This is a genomic window from uncultured Winogradskyella sp. (assembly GCF_963975125.1).
Lineage (GTDB): Bacteria > Bacteroidota > Bacteroidia > Flavobacteriales > Flavobacteriaceae > Winogradskyella.
This window is the reverse complement of the sequence record NZ_CAXBGB010000063.1, coordinates 1-18,383: the sequence shown is the minus strand read 5'-3', so window position 1 is coordinate 18,383 and position 18,383 is coordinate 1. Positions and strand designations below refer to the sequence as shown.

Annotated in this window: 24 protein-coding genes; 10 read left to right on the top strand and 14 right to left on the bottom strand. The window is 31.5% G+C overall.

From position 1 onward, the window contains the following. Nucleotides 1-178: 178 nt before the first annotated feature. From AAC053_RS10075 to AAC053_RS10050, 6 genes are all read right to left on the bottom strand, one after another. A complete protein-coding gene (locus AAC053_RS10075; RefSeq protein ID WP_339755878.1) occupies nucleotides 179-1,354 on the bottom strand; it encodes a hypothetical protein in 1,176 nt (391 codons plus the stop codon). Next, entirely contained in the window at nucleotides 1,338-1,853 is a 516-nt protein-coding gene (locus AAC053_RS10070) for a hypothetical protein (RefSeq protein WP_339755876.1), read from the bottom strand. The genes AAC053_RS10075 and AAC053_RS10070 overlap by 17 nt, the downstream gene beginning before the upstream one ends. Continuing rightward, nucleotides 1,837-2,382, bottom strand: a complete 546-nt coding sequence (locus tag AAC053_RS10065; RefSeq protein WP_339755874.1) for a sigma-70 family RNA polymerase sigma factor — start codon at nucleotides 2,380-2,382, stop codon at nucleotides 1,837-1,839. The genes AAC053_RS10070 and AAC053_RS10065 overlap by 17 nt, the downstream gene beginning before the upstream one ends. Nucleotides 2,383-2,500: 118 nt before the next feature. Next, nucleotides 2,501-2,896 (bottom strand): hypothetical protein, encoded by a 396-nt coding sequence (locus tag AAC053_RS10060; protein ID WP_339755872.1) that lies wholly within the window; start codon nucleotides 2,894-2,896, stop codon nucleotides 2,501-2,503. After that, nucleotides 2,883-3,239, bottom strand: a complete 357-nt coding sequence (locus AAC053_RS10055) for a sigma-70 family RNA polymerase sigma factor (RefSeq protein ID WP_339755880.1) — start codon at nucleotides 3,237-3,239, stop codon at nucleotides 2,883-2,885. Before AAC053_RS10055 ends, AAC053_RS10060 begins: the two co-directional genes overlap by 14 nt. After that, the gene (locus AAC053_RS10050; protein WP_339755870.1) at nucleotides 3,239-3,463 is read right to left on the bottom strand and encodes a sigma-70 family RNA polymerase sigma factor; all 225 of its coding nucleotides are present in this window, start codon (nucleotides 3,461-3,463) and stop codon (nucleotides 3,239-3,241) included. The genes AAC053_RS10055 and AAC053_RS10050 overlap by 1 nt, the downstream gene beginning before the upstream one ends. Nucleotides 3,464-3,607: 144 nt before the next feature. Between AAC053_RS10050 and AAC053_RS10045 the strand changes: the two genes are divergently transcribed. After that, on the top strand, nucleotides 3,608-3,955 hold the full coding sequence (locus AAC053_RS10045; protein ID WP_339755868.1) for a DUF6249 domain-containing protein: 348 nt from the start codon (nucleotides 3,608-3,610) through the stop codon (nucleotides 3,953-3,955). Nucleotides 3,956-4,048: 93 nt separating this feature from the next. Beyond that, complete coding sequence (locus AAC053_RS10040; protein ID WP_339755866.1) at nucleotides 4,049-5,023, top strand: hypothetical protein; 975 nt, start codon at nucleotides 4,049-4,051, stop codon at nucleotides 5,021-5,023. A gap of 30 nt (nucleotides 5,024-5,053) precedes the next feature. On the opposite strand, the gene AAC053_RS10035 is transcribed toward AAC053_RS10040, so the two are convergent. After that, a complete protein-coding gene (locus tag AAC053_RS10035) occupies nucleotides 5,054-5,734 on the bottom strand; it encodes a M15 family metallopeptidase (protein ID WP_339755864.1) in 681 nt (226 codons plus the stop codon). Between the two features lie 72 nt (nucleotides 5,735-5,806). On the opposite strand from AAC053_RS10035, the gene AAC053_RS10030 reads away from it, so the two are divergent. The 8 genes from AAC053_RS10030 (at nucleotide 5,807) to AAC053_RS09995 (ending at nucleotide 11,751) form a co-directional block, all read left to right on the top strand. Next, nucleotides 5,807-6,457, top strand: coding sequence for an alpha-ketoglutarate-dependent dioxygenase AlkB (locus AAC053_RS10030; RefSeq protein WP_339755862.1), 651 nt, complete (start codon nucleotides 5,807-5,809; stop codon nucleotides 6,455-6,457). Between the two features lie 373 nt (nucleotides 6,458-6,830). Beyond that, complete coding sequence (locus tag AAC053_RS10025; RefSeq protein WP_339755860.1) at nucleotides 6,831-7,757, top strand: alpha/beta hydrolase; 927 nt, start codon at nucleotides 6,831-6,833, stop codon at nucleotides 7,755-7,757. A gap of 292 nt (nucleotides 7,758-8,049) precedes the next feature. Next, nucleotides 8,050-8,910 (top strand): SPFH domain-containing protein, encoded by an 861-nt coding sequence (locus AAC053_RS10020; RefSeq protein ID WP_339755858.1) that lies wholly within the window; start codon nucleotides 8,050-8,052, stop codon nucleotides 8,908-8,910. A gap of 1 nt (nucleotide 8,911) precedes the next feature. After that, complete coding sequence (locus AAC053_RS10015) at nucleotides 8,912-9,094, top strand: hypothetical protein (RefSeq protein ID WP_339755856.1); 183 nt, start codon at nucleotides 8,912-8,914, stop codon at nucleotides 9,092-9,094. Nucleotides 9,095-9,215: 121 nt separating this feature from the next. Next, a complete protein-coding gene (locus AAC053_RS10010) occupies nucleotides 9,216-9,374 on the top strand; it encodes a DUF4177 domain-containing protein (protein WP_339755854.1) in 159 nt (52 codons plus the stop codon). A 20-nt stretch (nucleotides 9,375-9,394) separates the two neighbouring features. Continuing rightward, the gene (locus tag AAC053_RS10005; protein WP_339755852.1) at nucleotides 9,395-9,574 is read left to right on the top strand and encodes an Arc family DNA-binding protein; all 180 of its coding nucleotides are present in this window, start codon (nucleotides 9,395-9,397) and stop codon (nucleotides 9,572-9,574) included. A 66-nt stretch (nucleotides 9,575-9,640) separates the two neighbouring features. After that, a complete protein-coding gene (locus tag AAC053_RS10000) occupies nucleotides 9,641-10,951 on the top strand; it encodes a DUF819 family protein (protein WP_339755850.1) in 1,311 nt (436 codons plus the stop codon). Nucleotides 10,952-11,037: 86 nt separating this feature from the next. Further along, nucleotides 11,038-11,751, top strand: a complete 714-nt coding sequence (locus AAC053_RS09995; RefSeq protein ID WP_339755848.1) for a DUF4369 domain-containing protein — start codon at nucleotides 11,038-11,040, stop codon at nucleotides 11,749-11,751. Nucleotides 11,752-11,964: 213 nt separating this feature from the next. Here the strand turns inward: AAC053_RS09995 and AAC053_RS09990 are convergent, their stop codons facing one another. The 7 genes from AAC053_RS09990 to AAC053_RS09960 form a co-directional block, all read right to left on the bottom strand. Beyond that, nucleotides 11,965-12,234, bottom strand: coding sequence for a hypothetical protein (locus AAC053_RS09990; protein WP_339755846.1), 270 nt, complete (start codon nucleotides 12,232-12,234; stop codon nucleotides 11,965-11,967). Between the two features lie 70 nt (nucleotides 12,235-12,304). Beyond that, a complete protein-coding gene (locus AAC053_RS09985; protein ID WP_339755844.1) occupies nucleotides 12,305-13,276 on the bottom strand; it encodes a type I phosphomannose isomerase catalytic subunit in 972 nt (323 codons plus the stop codon). 5 nt (nucleotides 13,277-13,281) lie between these two features. After that, the gene (locus AAC053_RS09980; RefSeq protein ID WP_339755842.1) at nucleotides 13,282-13,692 is read right to left on the bottom strand and encodes a 6-carboxytetrahydropterin synthase; all 411 of its coding nucleotides are present in this window, start codon (nucleotides 13,690-13,692) and stop codon (nucleotides 13,282-13,284) included. Continuing rightward, nucleotides 13,689-14,213 (bottom strand): isopentenyl-diphosphate Delta-isomerase, encoded by a 525-nt coding sequence (gene idi, locus AAC053_RS09975; RefSeq protein ID WP_339755841.1) that lies wholly within the window; start codon nucleotides 14,211-14,213, stop codon nucleotides 13,689-13,691. Before idi ends, AAC053_RS09980 begins: the two co-directional genes overlap by 4 nt. 105 nt (nucleotides 14,214-14,318) lie before the next feature. Next, the gene (locus AAC053_RS09970) at nucleotides 14,319-16,301 is read right to left on the bottom strand and encodes an OmpA family protein (protein WP_339755840.1); all 1,983 of its coding nucleotides are present in this window, start codon (nucleotides 16,299-16,301) and stop codon (nucleotides 14,319-14,321) included. 11 nt (nucleotides 16,302-16,312) lie between these two features. Then, entirely contained in the window at nucleotides 16,313-17,239 is a 927-nt protein-coding gene (locus AAC053_RS09965; RefSeq protein WP_339755839.1) for a type IX secretion system membrane protein PorP/SprF, read from the bottom strand. Nucleotides 17,240-17,273: 34 nt separating this feature from the next. Beyond that, the coding region (locus AAC053_RS09960) for a gliding motility-associated C-terminal domain-containing protein (protein WP_339755837.1) at nucleotides 17,274-18,383 on the bottom strand (1,110 nt) is incomplete at its 5' end.

Genomic DNA, 18,383 nt, shown 5'->3' with positions numbered 1-18,383 from the left:
ATAAAAAGCAAGGGAGCAAGTATAAAAAAGGACGTAAAAGTGAAGCTTCTAAAAAGAAGAAAAAGCGCTGGTATTAAGAAGAATCTTTAGATACTAATACCTTGACGTTACATTAGCAACAATCCGAAATAACATTTAGACCTCAAAGGTTTTAAAAAAACTTTTGAGGTCTTATAATTTAGCTTCCAAAATTTATGACATCCTCTTTGGTAACCCTAATAATACCATTAATAGCAGTAATAGAAATATTACTAAGACTATTGTCATTTCCTTTATTATTTAAGTCTAGCATTTTAGTGTTGCTATTGTTTTTTTCAACAGGAAAATCAACGGCCTTATTATCTACAAAATGCTTTGTGTAATTACCAAAAGTAGTGAGTTGATAACCTCCGTTTTTTGGGAGAAACAAATTGACTTCCGAATATTCTGTATTCATATTTAAGGTTTTAAAATCGTTTGAAAAATTATGAATAAGATACTTACTTGTGAAATCTGCTATTACTACATTAGTATCGATTTTACCAATTTCAAGTTGCGAAAATTCTGAATTCAATTTGACATTTTTCAATTCACCAATAATTGTTCGCTTCGAATTATCCAAAATCAATTCTCCACCATTAATAGAGTTTGCAATTAAAGGAGCATCTTTAAGTTTAATTACATTATCACTGTTGTTTAAATTATTAGCATACACTTTACCTCCATCAGCTCTAAGAGAAATTTGATTTTCTAAATTTTGTTGTATTCTAATCGTTGATGCTTTAGCGTTTATTGTTAAACTTAAATTATTAGGCACTTTAATCTTAATAGTTTGTTTGTACTTTTTATGTTTCCTATTCTTATACCTCTCTATCGATTTTTTCTTTTCATTTTCATCAAGATGATTTGAGTTTTGAATGTACCTTATATAAAATGGTGTCGGTTTTGTAACTTCAATTATCTCATTTAAAAAAGCTTCTTCCGATTTGTAAAAATGAGAAGTAACAGCTGATTGATTTCTCAAATAAAGCGAACTTGAAATAGTTTTGAACTGAAAAAACCGGTACATACTAAACTTAGAATTGTCAATTAATGTAATCTGATTATTTACAAGGTTCGATTCTATGTTTACTTTTTCTCTAACTACTTTTTTCTTTCGATTAGGATAGTTTATAAACTCAACTATATATTCAATATGAAACTTATCGTCTGGTGATTTATAAATTTCTACAGAACTACCCTTGAATTCTAACAATGCCGTAGTGTTTACATTTGTCTCATAACTCTTACTGTAAAGTGTTTCTATTTCTGTTTGTGCCTGAAAAGTCCATGATGTGATAAGCATCAAAACTATAATATTAAATAGTGTTTTCATTTTGTTCGTTTTTTTGATTTAATATTTTGATGTGTGCTTGTATGTCCTTTAAAATTTGAAGTCGGTTTTGAAGATTTTCAACCAAAGATTCTACAACCAATATATTGTCTGTATCTTCTTTAAATTGCAGGGCTATATCTTTATAATCTTTATCCAATTCATCGAGTTTTTTTCTAAATCGAGTGACGAGTATTTCATCTTCTGCGATTGCTATAAAACTCTCCCACTCGGCTTTAATACTTGCTAAATACTCAGCTTCTACAGCTTCAATTTGTGCAATCATTGGTGATACATTCGTGACTTCTGGTTTATCATAAAACAAACTTAATCCAATAGAAAGTGCCACCAGTAAAACTGCTACTACTTTTAGCAACGCAAAAGATGCTCTCTTTTTAGTTGGTTTATTTTTTAGCTTTTCTAAAAATGCTGTTCTATGATTTTTAGGAAGTTTTTTTAAGTCTCCTTCCTCCTTAAATAAATCTCTAATATCTCGTTTCATTGTACTTTTGTTTTAAAAGATCTTGTAATTTTAATTTTCCTCGCCTTAGATGTGTTCGTGAGGTTTTAATTGGGATTTCTAATATGTCTGAAATCTCTTCGTGATCATAACCTTCTATGAGGTATAATTTTATAACTATCTTATATTTTTGATTTAATTGCTCAATTGCTTTTAGAATTTCTGACTTAGAAATAGAGCTATCAAAATGCCAATTATCTTCATTTGTTATTCTCAATTCAGAAACCTCAACATCGGCAAATTCTAATTGTTTTTTCTTTAGTACATCTAAACATTGATTAATTATAATTCGTTTTAACCAAGCACCAAAAGTTGCTTCTGGCTTATACATTTCAATATGTGTAAACGCCTTTAAAAATCCCTCTTGCATCGCATCTTTAGCATCTTCTTCATTTTTCAAATAACGACACGCAATAGTGAACATCGCTTGGCAATAGCTATCATAAATCTGCATTTGGGCGATTCGGTTGCCTTTTTTACATGCGGTGATTAAACTTTTTTGGTTTTGCATTTGATTGGTTAGCAGTTTCTATTATAAAAACGAATAAAAAGTAGAAGGGTTTCAAAATAGTACAAAAAAATAGAGATTTATTAAATCTCTATCCTAAAACCTTAATTAATAGCTAAGTTTAATAAGCCATACGCTTATTAAAATAGTGCTTTAATAATGGTATTTGAATACCTAACATTATTGTCAATAATACCATTGCATATGTTAAAGTTTTAGAAAAGTTAAATGCAATATTTTCTAAAGGATTAGAAACACTTGATAAGTTAAGCCTGTCAATCCAACTGTTATTTCCTGAAGGCTCTTTTAAAATCACATAACCTACTAACAGAACAAAACCTAGAATAAGAAATGTCCAAACAGATTTTGTTATTAAGGGTTTATATACTGTAACACTAGGAATAGATTCAACTTTTGACATTACTTTATCAGTAAAATCAAATGATGGTTGTTCTAAAACTTCATTAGATAATAGTTTATCTATAAATGCTTCTATTTTTTTCTCATCGCGTTCCATAACTCATATTGTTTTGAGGTTGCAAATACTGTTCTAAAATAACTGCTAACTTTTTTCTTGCTCTAAAGAGCTTAACTTTAACCGTATTAGCTTCTATATTAATAATCTTTGATATTTCATCTAAAGATAATTCTTCGTAATAGAATAACGTTAGTAACGCACTACTATCTTCTGGTAATTTGTTTATGCAATTTTTAATCAGCGTGTGTTTCTCTTCTTTAATTAAATTATCTAATGCATTATCGATAGCATCTAATTTATTAAAAGTAAACTCATCTATAGCTACATCATTTAAATGCTTCTTATTCTTTTTTATACGATCTAAACAGGTATTATAAGTCACTAAATCCAAGTAGAAAATTTAGAATCGCCTTTAAACTTATCTAAAGACTTAAATATCTTTATAAATGTGTCTTGTGCCACCTCTTCTGCTTCTTCTCTATGCTTTAACATACGTAATGCCAAAGTAAAGACCAAATCCTTATAACGATTCACTAATTGCGTATATGCCTTAGTGTCGCCATTTTTAATGGATTCGATTAATTTTTGATCGTCGTTGGTGGTCATTTGTATTTAAGACGACATTATATAATAATAGGTTACACAAATTGACTAAAAAATATTTTTTTTGAAATAATTGTAACCTCCATTCAAGACTTGTCGTCATAAGCTATGAACAAATTAAAAATAATCAATTAAAAACAAACAATTATGGACGCAGGAGCAATAATCATCCCAATCACACTTTTCGCAGCAATCTTTGGTGTATTTTATTTATACATCTCATCTCGAAACAAAGAGCGACTAGCACTTATCGAAAAAGGAGCAGATGCAAGTATCTTTAACTTAGGTAAACGATCAGGATCTTCTTGGAAAGTTATCGTTATTAACCTTGCCTTTCTTTTAATGGGTATAGGTTTAGGCGTATTTATCGCTAATATTTTAGATACATATTCTAATCTAGACGATGATGCTGTTTATCCTGCACTGATTTTCTTAATGGCTGGTTTAGGTCTATATGTAGGCTTTACACAAACTAGAAAAGCACTAGAGGATTAAAAAACTCAATCAATCAATTAGAAAAACGCCTCATTTTATGAGGCGTTTTTTTATGGCATAAATAATGTATATTTAAAATCTATAAGCTTAACCATGCATAAGATTTTATTTATTTTAGTATTTATTGGGCAATTATCTTTTGCTCAGATAACCGTTATGGATAGTATTACCAAATACCCAGTGAGCTATGCAACCATCTCTTTTGGTAATGGTAATGGTCTTTTTGCAGATGACGAAGGCAACTTTTATTTTACAAAGAAACTCTATCCAGATATTGATTCATTGTTTATATCTGCTTTAGGGTTTAAGGATCTGAATATATCAACTCAAAACATTGGGACTGAATTATTATTACAACCACAGGCAGATGAGTTAGATGAAGTCATCGTTGGTGCTAAACTCAATAGAAAGTTTAAAAAGGAAACGCTTAAACCTTATTTAGATGATGATTACTATAACTGTTGGTTACCAACAATAGAATCTGAAATCGCTGTCTATTTTCCTAAAACAACAACTAAAGATCAAAAATTGTCTAGTGTACAATTTCCTATTGCACTAGAATCTAAAGATTGGAAAAAACGAAAACGTTCTAATAGTGAGAAGAAAAAGTTTTCGACCCTATTTAAGGTGAATTTTTATGCCAATAATGATGGAGTTCCTGGCAAAGTACTCACTTACGAAACTATTGTATTTAGAGCTACTGAAAAAGATGGTGACGCGCACCAGCTTAATGTAGAGGATTATGATATTTATATACCAGAAAATGGTTTTTTTGTATCACTACAAGTCATGGGTTACGCAAATAAGGCTGGAAAGTTATTACCTAACAAAAAGTATAAAGAGATTGAATCTAAAAATGGTATGGTTAAAATCCCGACTAATTTTAGACCACTTTTACCTTTTACAGATGAAATTGAAACTAATAACACTTACATAAAACGCGTGTTTATTAGCGGTAATAATTGGTTGAAATTTGAAAAAGGAAATGGTTTTAAATCGAGTTTATTAGACAAAGACCTTAATAATTATGGTATTGGTCTCACTTACAAGACCTTTAAGGATGACTGAGTCAATTGGACTTGGTTTTATCGTTAAATTTTACTCTATCTCAAAATCAAAATAAGTTTCAGGAAAAGGTTCCCAACGTAAGGTGAAATGCCACCATTCTTTTGGATAATTTCTAAAGTTATGTTTTAACATAACAGTTTGTAGTAATTGTCTATTTGCTTTTTGTTGCTCAGTTATATTGTCATAATCTACCCAAGATTGCTGTCCGAAAAAATCATAAGGACTTCCCATATCTAAAGGTTCTCCTGTTTCACCATAAGAAATGGTTAAATCTAAAGTACTCCCTCTACTATGACCAGACCGCGTGGCAATATATTCTTCTTTAAACAAATTTCGCTTAGCAACATCTGGATAGAATTGCGATTTATTAATGGTATCATTAAACACTCTTGCCCATCGCATAAAATGATTTACAGCACGTTGTGGTCTATAACCATCATAAACTTTTAAACAAAGGTTCTGTTTTTGTAACTCATCTTGTACAAGTTTCAATTTTTTGGCAGTAGCTCTGGTGAGAATGAGCTCATTGGCTTTGTAACCATCTATAGTATCACCAACAAAATTGTTTGTACTGTAGTATCGTAATTCTACATCTAAAACAGGAATAACACTTTTTACATACACAAATCCATCAGGCAAATCCTTCTTCTGATTAAAACCAAAAATGAATAAAGCTAAGCAAGCTAAATATATAAGTGATTTATAATTCATGTGTTTTGCCTATTTTAATGGTCACATGCTGTTCGCTATTAATCCTTTTTCGTAAAGGATAAAATTATGAATATGCTCGTTTCAATTGTATGCACTAATTTAGACAAAAATTATGCTATGGACTTGTTTTCGGAAAAGAAACAACATTTTAATCTTCCAAATGCAGAACTCATCTACATTCCTAATTTCTTCTCAAAGCAAGAAGCAGATTCCTATTTCAAGATTATAGAAACTGATACCAATTGGCGACACGATGATATTACTGTTTTCGGAAAAACCGACAAACAGCCAAGATTAACAGCTCTTTTTGGAGAAACGAACCAGCCTTATGGTTACTCTAATAATGTAATGCACCCAAAACCTTTCACACCTAATATAAAAACTATTAAGCAACGTGTTGAAGGCACTGCACACTATAAATTCAACACCGTTTTAATTAATTTATACAGAGATGGTAATGATAGTAACGGTTGGCATGCAGATAATGAAAAAGAGTTAGGCAAAAATCCTGTTATTGCTTCAGTTAGTTTTGGTGAAACACGTCCATTTTATTTTAAGCATAGATCTATAAAGGAGCAAAGACATAAACTTAATTTAGATCACGGAAGTCTATTGATAATGGAAGGCGAAATGCAACAACATTGGTTGCACCAAATTGCAAAGACAAAAAAGCAAGTTGAACCTAGAATTAAACTCACATTTAGAAAACTAATTAAAGTATAAAAAATAAAAAGCCGAGATCCCTCAATCTCGGCTTTTCTAATTTGCTTTTTTACTATGATAGTAGATTTAGGGTCTCTAAGTCAACACAACATAATGCAAATATTAATTAATTAATCCATTGAACTAAAAACTAAATTCTTAGTACACTTCAAATATATAATTCAATTTCAATTACATCGCCTAAAAACAATATTAATCGACGAAATACATAATATTTTAACATTTTAAGATGAAATAGTGTATTTCATCGATTAAATGCGGGTCAGTAAAAAGAAAAAATCTAGTTTAGTATAATAAATTGGGATAAAATTTGTTTCAAACTTTAAGTTTCAATTCTATATGAATTAACTTTAAACGCAATAAAAAATTTAAAATGAAGTCTTATTTATTTCTGGTTATATGTTTAGTCGCTTCAATAAGCTTTTGTCAAGAAAAGACATATAACGAAAAAGAACTATCTATTACAAAATGGATTGATGGTACATTATTAAGTCCTATAGACAATGAAAAATCGACTTTAGCAATACTAATAGCAGGTTCTGGTCCTACTAACCGCAATGGAAATCAGAATTTTCTTAAAAACAATTCACTCAAAAAACTAGCCGAAGGATTAACTAACAATGGGATTGCTACATTTAGATATGATAAGCGCATTGTAAAACAAATACAGCATGGTAAAGTAGATAAAGACATGATGTTTGATGATTTTGTAAGTGATGCATCAGCTGTTATTGATTTTTTAAAAGAAAAATACACCTACTCAAAAATTTATGTGATTGGCCATAGCCAAGGGAGTTTGGTTGGAATGCTAGCAGCTAAAGGTAAAGCTAATGGTTTTATATCATTAGCAGGAGCTGGACAAAACATTGGTGACGTTCTGGTAGAACAAGTAACCAAAATGGCACCAAAGCTAGGTGAAGAAGCTCAAAAAGTTGTAGATAAATTAAAAGAAGGAAAAACAACCACAGATTATCCTGCAGCTTTAGCCTCAGTTTTTAATACAGATATTCAGCCTTTTATGATTAATTGGATGACGTACAGCCCAACTAAAGCTATTAAAGAACTAGACATGCCAATTCTACTTATTAATGGCACAAAAGATCTTCAGGTTTCTAAAAGTGAAGCAAGATTACTTAAAGAAGCTAACGAAAAGGCGATATTAACTATTATAGAAAACATGAATCATGTTCTATTTGAGATTAAAGGTGATGACTTAGAAAATTCTAAATCTTATAACGAATCGTTTAGATCTATTTCACCTCAATTAATTATCAGTATTACTGAGTTTATTAAGTCTTAAATCAATATTCAAAATAGCCATAAAATGAAAAAGCATCCCAACCACGAGATGCTTTTTTCTAACTAACCAACCAATGTAATGAAACGATTTTGTAGTAGTGTTACCGATGGTAACTATCGTAATATTCATTACGCTTAGTATAACACAAATGGCGTGCCAAACTTTATTTTTTATTTTTTTTTATAAAACTGTAACAAAAATACTTGTTCTTATACTTATATGTTATATCTTTATGATATCATTTTAATATTATAATAAATTGAAAAATGTTAATCAATTAAATTTCGAACTTATGAAAGAAGAAAAAATCATCGTCCCAGCAAATGGCTACTTAATGCTATTTATATTTTTAATACTATTCTTTGGAAGCATTGCACTTGTTCCAATAACAGAAACAGGTTGGTCTATATTTGGAATTGTAACAGCAATAGTTTTAGCCTTTGGCTTTTTAATGGTACAACCTAATGGCTCGCGCGTATTACTCCTGTTTGGAAAATATGTTGGTACTATTAAAAAAAATGGATTCTATTGGGTAAATCCATTTTATACCAAAAAGAAAATCTCTTTAAGAGCTAGTAACTTTGATAGTGAACGCCTAAAGGTTAATGATAAATTAGGTAACCCAATAATGATCAGCACTATTTTAGTTTGGCGTGTACAGAATACTTACAAAGCGGCTTTTGATGTAGATAATTACGAAAACTTTGTACGTGTACAAACTGATGCAGCAGTGCGTAAGTTAGCAAGCATGTATCCTTACGATAATTTTGCAGATGAAGGCCATGTTGAAGATATTACATTGCGCTCTAGTGTAAATGAAGTTAGTACTGCTTTAGAAAAAGAAATCGACGAACGTTTATCCATTGCTGGTATAGAAGTACTAGAAGCTCGTATTGGTTACTTGGCTTATGCACAAGAAATTGCTAATGCGATGCTTAAGCGCCAGCAAGCTACAGCAATTGTTGCCGCGAGACATAAAATTGTAGAAGGTGCTGTAAGTATGGTAGAAATGGCAATAGAACAACTCAGTAAAAAAAATGTTGTTGATTTAGATGACGAGCGCAAAGCTGCTATGGTAAGTAACCTAATGGTTGTTCTTTGTGGAGATAAAGATGCATCACCTGTTCTTAATACAGGAACACTAAATCACTAAGATGAATAATAAACAGATATATAGTATTGCTTTAGGGAGTGCCTTTGGGACTAGTATTGGCATAACCATTGGTGCTGTAATTGATAATGTAGCTATGGGCTTAATATATGGCTTAATAATAGGATTAATATTGGGTGTAATTTTAGCTCTAGTTGTTTTTAAAGACGATAAAACAGAAGAGTAATATGAGAAACATCTAATATTAAAAAATTAGAAAGTCACACACAGATAAATTTATATAGATGTTCCATGCTTGTACTAAGTTCAGTATAAGTTTGATCATAAAAAACAATAGATATCAATACATGAAAGAATATAAAGTAATTCAACCAAAACTAGCTTTAAGAAATAGATTTCAGAAATATGAAGATCTTTTAAACCAATATGCACGTGAAGGCTGGGAAGTAAAACATGTTGGGCAAAATTCACCTTTTATTATTTTTGAGCGTGATAAAAACCGGTAAAAACTAAATAAAACACAACAATGTCTAAGAAAAAAGCATTTGCACTTCGTATCAATGAAGACATGCTGAAAGCCATTGAAAAATGGGCATCAGATGAATTTCGCAGTACCAATGGTCATATAGAATGGATACTGATGCAGTATTTAAAAGAACACAATAGGCAACCAAAACAGAAAGACAAACCAAAAGATGAAAAGTGATTAGAAATAATCACTTTTTTTATGCGCTTTATTTTGGTATTTTGCGGGCACTAAATAACCCTAACTATGGACAATACACCAATTTTTGCCGATGACACTATTGTTTTTGGCCTCTTAATGCTAGCATTAGGTTTCGTGTTTTTAACCGAATCTATAAAAACTGGCTTTTGGCCAAAGTTTTACAAAATAGTACCTGGATTATTTATGGCTTACATGTTACCTGCTATTCTAACAACAACAGGTTTAATTTCGCCAGAATGGACAACCGTATCCGAAACAGGTGCTATTACAGAACATAGCACGAGTTTATATTATGTTGCAAGTCGTTACTTATTACCTGCAGCTCTGGTTTTAATGACCTTGAGTATCGATTTAAAAGCGATTTTTAACTTAGGTTGGAAAGCACTTGTTATGTTCTTTACAGGTACCATAGGAATCATTATCGGAGGACCAATTGCCATTCTATTGATAGCCACTTTTTCACCAGAAACTGTTGGTGGTATTGGACCAGATGCTGTATGGAGAGGACTTTCTACACTTGCAGGAAGTTGGATTGGTGGAGGAGCTAACCAAACCGCAATGTTAGAGATTTACGGTTACAACCAAGCTAAATATGGCCAAATGGTGTTTGTAGATATTGTAGTTGCTAACATTTGGATGGCAATTATTTTAATAGGAATAGGAAAACGGAATCGCATTAATAAATGGTTTAAAGCAGATACAACGTCGATTGAAGAACTTAAAGAAAAAATGTCTACATTTTCAGAAAAAGTAAAACGGAATCCATCGCTTACTGATATAATGATAATCTGTGCCATCGCCTTCGGAACTGTAAGTATTGCTCATCTATGTGCAAACTACTTAGCGCCTCTTTTTGAAAGTATTGTCTCAGGTATTGAGTCACCTACAACCCGAAACATATTCACATTCTTAGGCTCAAAATTCTTTTGGATGATTAGTATTTCTACCTTTATTGCTATACTCTTATCAAATACAAAAGCAAAAAATTATGAAGGTGCTGGTGCAAGTAAATTTGGAAGTGTTTTTATTTACATACTCGTAGCAACTATTGGTATGAAAATGGACTTAGCACTCATCTTTGATAATGTTGGACTTATAGCTATTGGAGTCGTATGGATGAGTATTCATGCATTTCTTTTAATTTTTGTTGCTAAACTAATTAAAGCACCGTATTTCTTTTTAGCAGTTGGTAGCCAGGCAAATGTTGGTGGTGCAGCTTCTGCACCTATTGTTGCATCTGCGTTTCATCCATCTTTAGCCACTGTTGGTGTATTACTTGCTGTTTTTGGTTATGCCGTTGGTACTATTGCTGCTATAGGCAGTACAATTTTAATGGAATTAGCTGCAGCAGGCTAGTAATTGTAAAACTATTATAAGATATTTGCGCATCTATATTCAACGTAGCATAATTGCGAAGTTGCACCTAATAATCTAAGCAAAACATGACAAAATTAAATAAAGTCCTAAGTCTATTACTTTTAGCAATAATAGTAGTTTCTTGTGGTAAAGATAAGGAAGCCAACTTTACCTTAAAAGGCAGTGTAAAAGGACTTAAAAAAGGAGTGGTTTATCTTCAAAAGAATGGTGACTCTACTTCTATTATAGATTTAGATTCTATAGTAATAGCTGGCCAACCAGAGTTTACCTTACAAACCAATTTAGACGAACCTATTTTGTTATATTTAAAATTGTTTAAAAATGATGGAGAAGAGCACTACATTCCTTTTTTTGCAGATAAAGGAGTTACAGAAATCAGTACTACATTAAAGAATTTTAATTTTGATGCGAAAATTACAGGTTCTAAACAACAAAAACTATTAGAAAATTATTTGAAAATTATATCACAATTCAATAATCAAAATTTAGAACTTATTGAGGCTAATTTTATCGCACAAAAAACTCAAGACAGCATTTTGGTTGATTCTTTAAATAGACAATCAGAACGACTTATAAAACGTAAATATTCATACACTATTCAGTTTGCCCTGAATAATAAGGATAGTGAAATTGCACCTTATCTAGCATTGTATGAGATTCCAGCTGCTAACCCAATTTATATCGATTCAATTTACAATGGCTTAACTAATACGGTTAAAAATTCGATTTATGGGAAGAAATTAGATGAAGTGATTGCTAATAGAAAGTCTGAGGAATAAAACAACCTTGTTTTATCATTCTAACCTTTTTTAGCATGGCTAATTTATAATACAAGAAACCCAATCTCTACAAGACTAGATTTTAATTTAGAGCAGATGGAGGGACTCGAACCAACGACCTGCTGATTACAAATCAGCTGCTCTAGCCAGCTGAGCAACATCGGCAAAAAACAGAAGCAAATTAAAACACGAAGTTAAAATTTGCTGTCTATTTTATTTCAATTTGTTGATTTTTTCAATAAGCCCTCTACCTTTAGACTCTAGGTCACTGTTAATAGTCTTAAAATGTGCTTTTTTATCTTCTATACTTCTGTCGTTTACACGTGTAATAAGCTCATCAAACGTAATGATAGCTTCATCAATAATAGCATCACTTTCTTTGGTTGGCTTTTCAGTATTAGACAGTTCCCAAACGTAAACTGCTTCAATGATATCTCCTAAAACGTAGTTTATATCTTTTTTTAAATCTCTTTTATTAGCCATAATAGTTTTATTTTTATGTGTGCAAAAGTACTAAATCCTTTTAGTTATTTAATTGAATTTATTTGAAGTTTTAAACGTAAACTTCTAACAGTTTTGCATAATCAGCTTTTAAATTATAAGTTTTAATTGCAGCGGGAATCAATATAGTTTCTCCTTTGGATATAGTAACATTTGAATTAACTGTTGAAACTTCAACTTCACCATCTACACACAAATAAATTATAAATGAATCTTTTGTGTTTTCCTTTTTTAACTTCATATCAATTTCGATAAAATTTGTAATAAAGAATGGACAACTTACCAATTCATTTGAAGCATTCTTTTTCTTTTTGTATTCTACTTTAAAATCATTTTTTAAATTAAAATTAAAGGCATCTATAGCAATGTTATTATGTAATTCTCGCTCATTACCTTCTGCATCTACTCTATCCCAATCATATACTCGATAGGTTACGTCACTGGTTTGCTGAATTTCTGCTAAAAGCACACCTGCACCAATCGCATGGACACGACCAGCTTCTATAAAATAAGTATCTCCCTCTTTTACTTTATCAAAATTTAAAATCTTAGTTAGGCTCTTATCTTGTAAATGTTTTAGATATGTTTCTTTATCTATTTTTTGATTAAATCCAACAATAAGATTCGCATCTTCATCAGCTTGCATTACATACCACATTTCTGTTTTACCAAAAGAATTGTGGCGTTTTTTAGCCAATGCATCATTTGGGTGTAACTGTATGCTTAAATCTTGTTTGGCATCTATAAATTTTATGAGTAACGGAAAGTTATTACCAAAACGTTTATAATTTTTTACTCCTAATAAATCAGATTTATAAGTCTCTAAAATTTCTTGAAGTGATTTACCTTTTAGTGATCCATGAGATACAATAGAAACGTCTTCTGGCACTGTACTTATTTCCCAACTCTCACCTAAAATTTTAGAACCAGACTCTTTATTAAAGTATTGGTTGAGTTTTTCTCCTCCCCAAATTTTGTCTTTTAAAATGGGCTGCAACTGTAATGGGTATAAAAGGTTTTTCATATAAATTATTCTCCTGAATACGTTACAAAGTTACGAGGAGTTTCATAAAGTGTAATTTCTAAATGAAATTTAGAATCTAGCTTTGCTTTTACTTTATTATAGATAACAACTGCAATATTTTCTGCCGTTGGATTTAAATCTTGAAATTCTGGAACTTCAACATTTAGATTTTTATGATCGAAAGCATCTTCGACTTCAGACTTAATAATGTCTTTTAAAATCTTTACATCAATAACATAGCCTGTTTCTGGGTCAATATCTCCAGTAACACTCGCAACTAATTCATAATTATGACCATGAAAGTTTGGGTTATTACATAAACCAAAAACAGTATCATTTTTCTCGAAACTCCAGTCTTTTCTGTAAAGTCTGTGTGCTGCATTAAAATGTGCTTTTCTATGTACGGTCACTTTCATTTATTGACATTTATGAATTCGTAAAACTTTTCAAATATAATCTTAAACCATGCAGTATAATTTTCGGGATGTAAAGCCATATCTACTTTTACAACTTCAAGATCCATCCATTTCCAATCTGCGACTTCATCTTCATTAATGCTTGGCTCATCCTCAAAATAACCAATCAATATATGATCGTATTCATGCTCAGTTAAACCATTATCAAATGGTGCTTTGTATATGAAAGAAGTCGATTCTTTTAAATCTGTAACAAATCCCATTTCTTCTTGCAAACGACGCTTCCCAGCTTTTAAATTACTTTCACCATTTCGTTGATGACTACAGCACGTATTTGTCCACAAACCTGGTGAATGGTATTTGTGCCTAGCACGTTGTTGAAGCATTAATTCATTCTTGTTATTAAAAATGAATACTGAAAATGCACGATGTAAAACTGCTTTCTCGTGAGCTTCCATTTTTGGCATTAAACCAATTTGGTTATCATTTTCATCTACTAAGATGACTTGTTCTTCTGTCATATAACAAAATTAACACCTAATGCTGTAAAAAAGGTAAATGATTTCATAAAAAATAGCCGTTTAAAAAATTAAACGGCTATTAGTATATGTTATTTAAGCTTGTGACTATTCTTTGTCGTCACAAGTCTTACCATTAATACTGGTAATAATAAACTCACTACGTCTGTTTAATTGGTGTTCTGTTTCAGAACAACTAGACTCATTGGTTGGTTCGCATCCACAATCGTTAACCAATTGTGACTCTCCATAACCTTTTGCTGTTAAACGGTCTGCAGCAATACCGTTATCAATTAAATACTGACGTGTAGATTGCGCTCTGTTTTCTGAAAGTCTTAGATTATAGGCATACGTTGCTCTACAATCTGTATGTGAACGAATATCAATTTTCATCGTTGAATATTTATTCAATACAGCTAATACTTTCTGTAATTCGATTTCTGCATCATATCTAATGTTGAATTTATCAAAGTCGAAATAGATAATTGGAATGTCTAGAATCTTAGCTAAATCATCACAAGGCTCGATTTCAATTTCATCCTTCTCTAATATTAATTGTAATTTTAATTCTTGCTTTTTATTTGGTGTTGTAAATCGTTTTTCGTCAGATGAAAACGTTTCTCTTTCACCTCTAACTAAATACTCTTTTTCACATTCTAAGTTAAATTCAAAAGCCGCATCTGCACCAACAGTTTTGCGCTCTATTTCGTTACCTTCACCATCAAATAAGATAACGGTTGCATTTGGGATTAACTCGTTTGTATTTTTATCTTGTACTGTTCCTGCTACTAATTGTTCACATTCTGGAACTTCGAAAGTATAGATATCATCACTTCCTCTTCCTCCAACTCTATTAGAGCTGAAATAAACACGTTTTGTTACTAAGTTTTCAAAATAACCAAAGTCATCATAAGCACTATTTACTGGTTTTCCAACATTTTCAATTGGGAAATTTCTATTAGAACCTGCTTGTACTTTCTGATCTAATTCTTCAGATTTAAACACATCAGAACCTCCTAAACCCGGATAACCTTTTGAAGAAAAATATAAATCACCATTAGTATTCATAAAAGGAAAAGACTCTTGTCCTTCTGTGTTTATTGCAGAACCTAAGTTTTCTGGCTCACCTAATGTGCCATCTTCATTTACATCTACAACAAAGATATCAGACTGTCCATAAGTACCTGGCATATCTGACGCAAAGTATAATTTAGAGCCTGCTAAGTTTAATGCTGGATGAGCTACACTATAATCTTCACTATTAAAATGAATTTTATGAATTTCATCCCAAGTACCATCTTCACTTAATGTTGCTCTGTATAATTGTAGTCTGTTAATCCCAGTGCCATCTTCTTTATACTTTAATTTGAAATAGTTATTTCTTGTAAAGAACATGTATTTTCCATTAGGCGAAAATACAGCACTAGACTCGTGGAACTTCGTGTTTACCTTTCCCTTGATTTCTTTTACCTCTCCATAAGTTCCATCATCAGTTTTTTCAACCGAAAATAAATCTAGATAAGGTTCTTCATTCCATCTGTATTTTCTCCCTCCACCTCTGGCAGAAGCAAATACAATTCCGTTTTCATATTCTGTAGTCCCAAAATCAGAAAGTTCTGTATTAAACTCTAAATTAATAAGCTCAATATCATCCCTACTTAGTTCTTCTATAGCTGATTTATAATCTACTTTAGATAAAAAAGCTTTTCCTCTTAAATCGTCTGGTTTAAGTTGGTTGAATTTTTTCATCCATTCATCAGAACTTTCATAATCTTTAATCCCTTTAAGAGCTAAAGCATATCTAAAATAGTATTCTGGATCAATGACTTCATTAAGAACCATTAATTCACCATACCATTTCGAAGCGTTTTCCATATCATTATTAAAATAATAGGAATTAGCTAATTTCTGAAATAAATCTGCAGATTTATAACCTTTATTAGCTACTTCTAATAAAACTTCACTCGTTTTTACATAAGCAAAATCTTTGTAGTCATCTTTGACACTTTGTATTTTTCCTGTCTGAGCAAATGCCGTCGAAGAACACACAATTACAAATGCTAGTACTATATATTTTGATAGTGTTTTCATAATCTTTTTTTTTAGAAGAAACGTGGTGATAATATTCTACCTAATTTTTTAACCTCAAATCTTAAAGTGACCTCATGTGTTCCACTGTTATAGTTATTCAATCCTGTTGTAGTCATATCATAACTATATCCAACAAACATACCTGGTGTAACTTGAAGTCCAACCAAAGCACTTACAGAATCATCCCACCTCCAAGCTAAACCTGCTGTAAGTTTCTTTTGAAACCAAAAGTTAGCAGAGATATCTGCTATCAATGGTGCACCAGATACTCCTTTAACTAAGAATGCTGGCTTAAATTCTGTTGTCTCACTTAAGTTAAATACATAACCTCCAATAAAGTAGAAGTACATACGTTCTGTAGCAACAGATTCTTGAAAGTCATCATAATACTCAGTTTTTAAAAAATTAGGAACCGCTAAACCTAAATACCATTTGCGTGTGTGCATGTATAAACCAGCACCAACCATCGGCGATATAAGATTTAGGTTATTATTAAACAGGACATCTGGATCTTGGAAACGACCTTTACTCCAGTCTGTGTCTAACATTTGTAATCCCCCTTTTAAACCAAAGGACAATTTTAAATCATTTGCATTTAATGGAATTGTATATGAAAAGTTAGCATCTACAAATGTTTCTGTTGCTGGCCCTAAGGCATCACGTACAATATTTAGTCCTAATCCAATACGTTCGTTACGTAATGGTGTATGAATTCCTAAAGATTGTGTCTGTGGTGCACCATCAATACCAACCCATTGTGATCTATACAAACCAACAACACTTAGTGTCTCTCGCTGACCAGCATAGGCCGGATTAACACTTAATGTATTGTACATATATTGTGTGTACTGTGGATCTTGCTGTGCAAAACTACTAGCACTAATTAGTATAAATACTAAAACTATTAATCCTTTTATTAGTGATGATTTATGTATCATTTTAATATATTTTATAATTCAGTGTTAATTAGTTTTATCTGTTTATATATAACCATCCAACGCGAGGTTCTGAACCATCACCTAAGTCTAGTACATAATAATATGTTCCTACTGGTAATTTATCAGATTGATTAATTACTGTTCTTCCATTAGAAGTTCCTTCCCAATCATTTAAGTAGCCTTTTTTAGAATAGACAATATTACCCCATCTATTATAGACTTCTAGTTTGTTATTAGTAAATCGTTCTAAACAATCGATTACGAAGGTTTCATTTACACCATCACCATTTGGTGAGAACTCGTTATAAATTGTTAAACAAATTGGGTCAACAGCTGCATCATCATCATCATTTCCTGGATTTATATCCACACCACCTACTGAACTACTTACAAAAGCTGTGTTTAAATAATCTCCAAACCCTAATACTTCTACAGTAATCTCAAGTATCTCTACCTGATCAGGATTTAATTGACCTACAGTCCATTCACCATCAAACTCTGAATAAGTTCCGGTAGTAGATATATAAGAGACAAATACATAACCATTAGGAATTTGCTCACTTATAACAACATCGGTTGCTGTTACATTTCCAATGTTAGAAACTTCTATGGTAAATGTCACTTCATCACCAACTACTGGTTGTAATTCGTTCACAATTTTATCAACCTCTAAGTCGTAGATAGAATTTACAAGTGTTATTGTTGGATCATCTGGTTCACCATCACCATTATTATCGTTGTTGCCATCGTCATTAGGGTCATCACTCGTATCTGTAATATCATCTGATGGATCGCCTATATCACCACTTGGTGCTTCACTACTTATTGTCGCTGAATTTGTAACACTACCTATATCTAAATCCGCTTGTGTAATTTGATACGTTGCTGTGAATGTTGTGTTATCAACTTCTCCAGGTATCAATTGAACTATAGGTCCACCTATTAAATTTAAGCCTGGTAACACATCTTGAACTTCGATATTCGTTAAGGTTACATTTCCTGTATTTTCTACAACAAATACATATGAAATAAAATCATCTATACTTCCTGCGATTCCATCTCCATTTGAATCTACTAATGATAATGTTGTTTTAACTAAACTAATACTAGGATCTGGTACAATAACTATCTCTGTTGGATCATC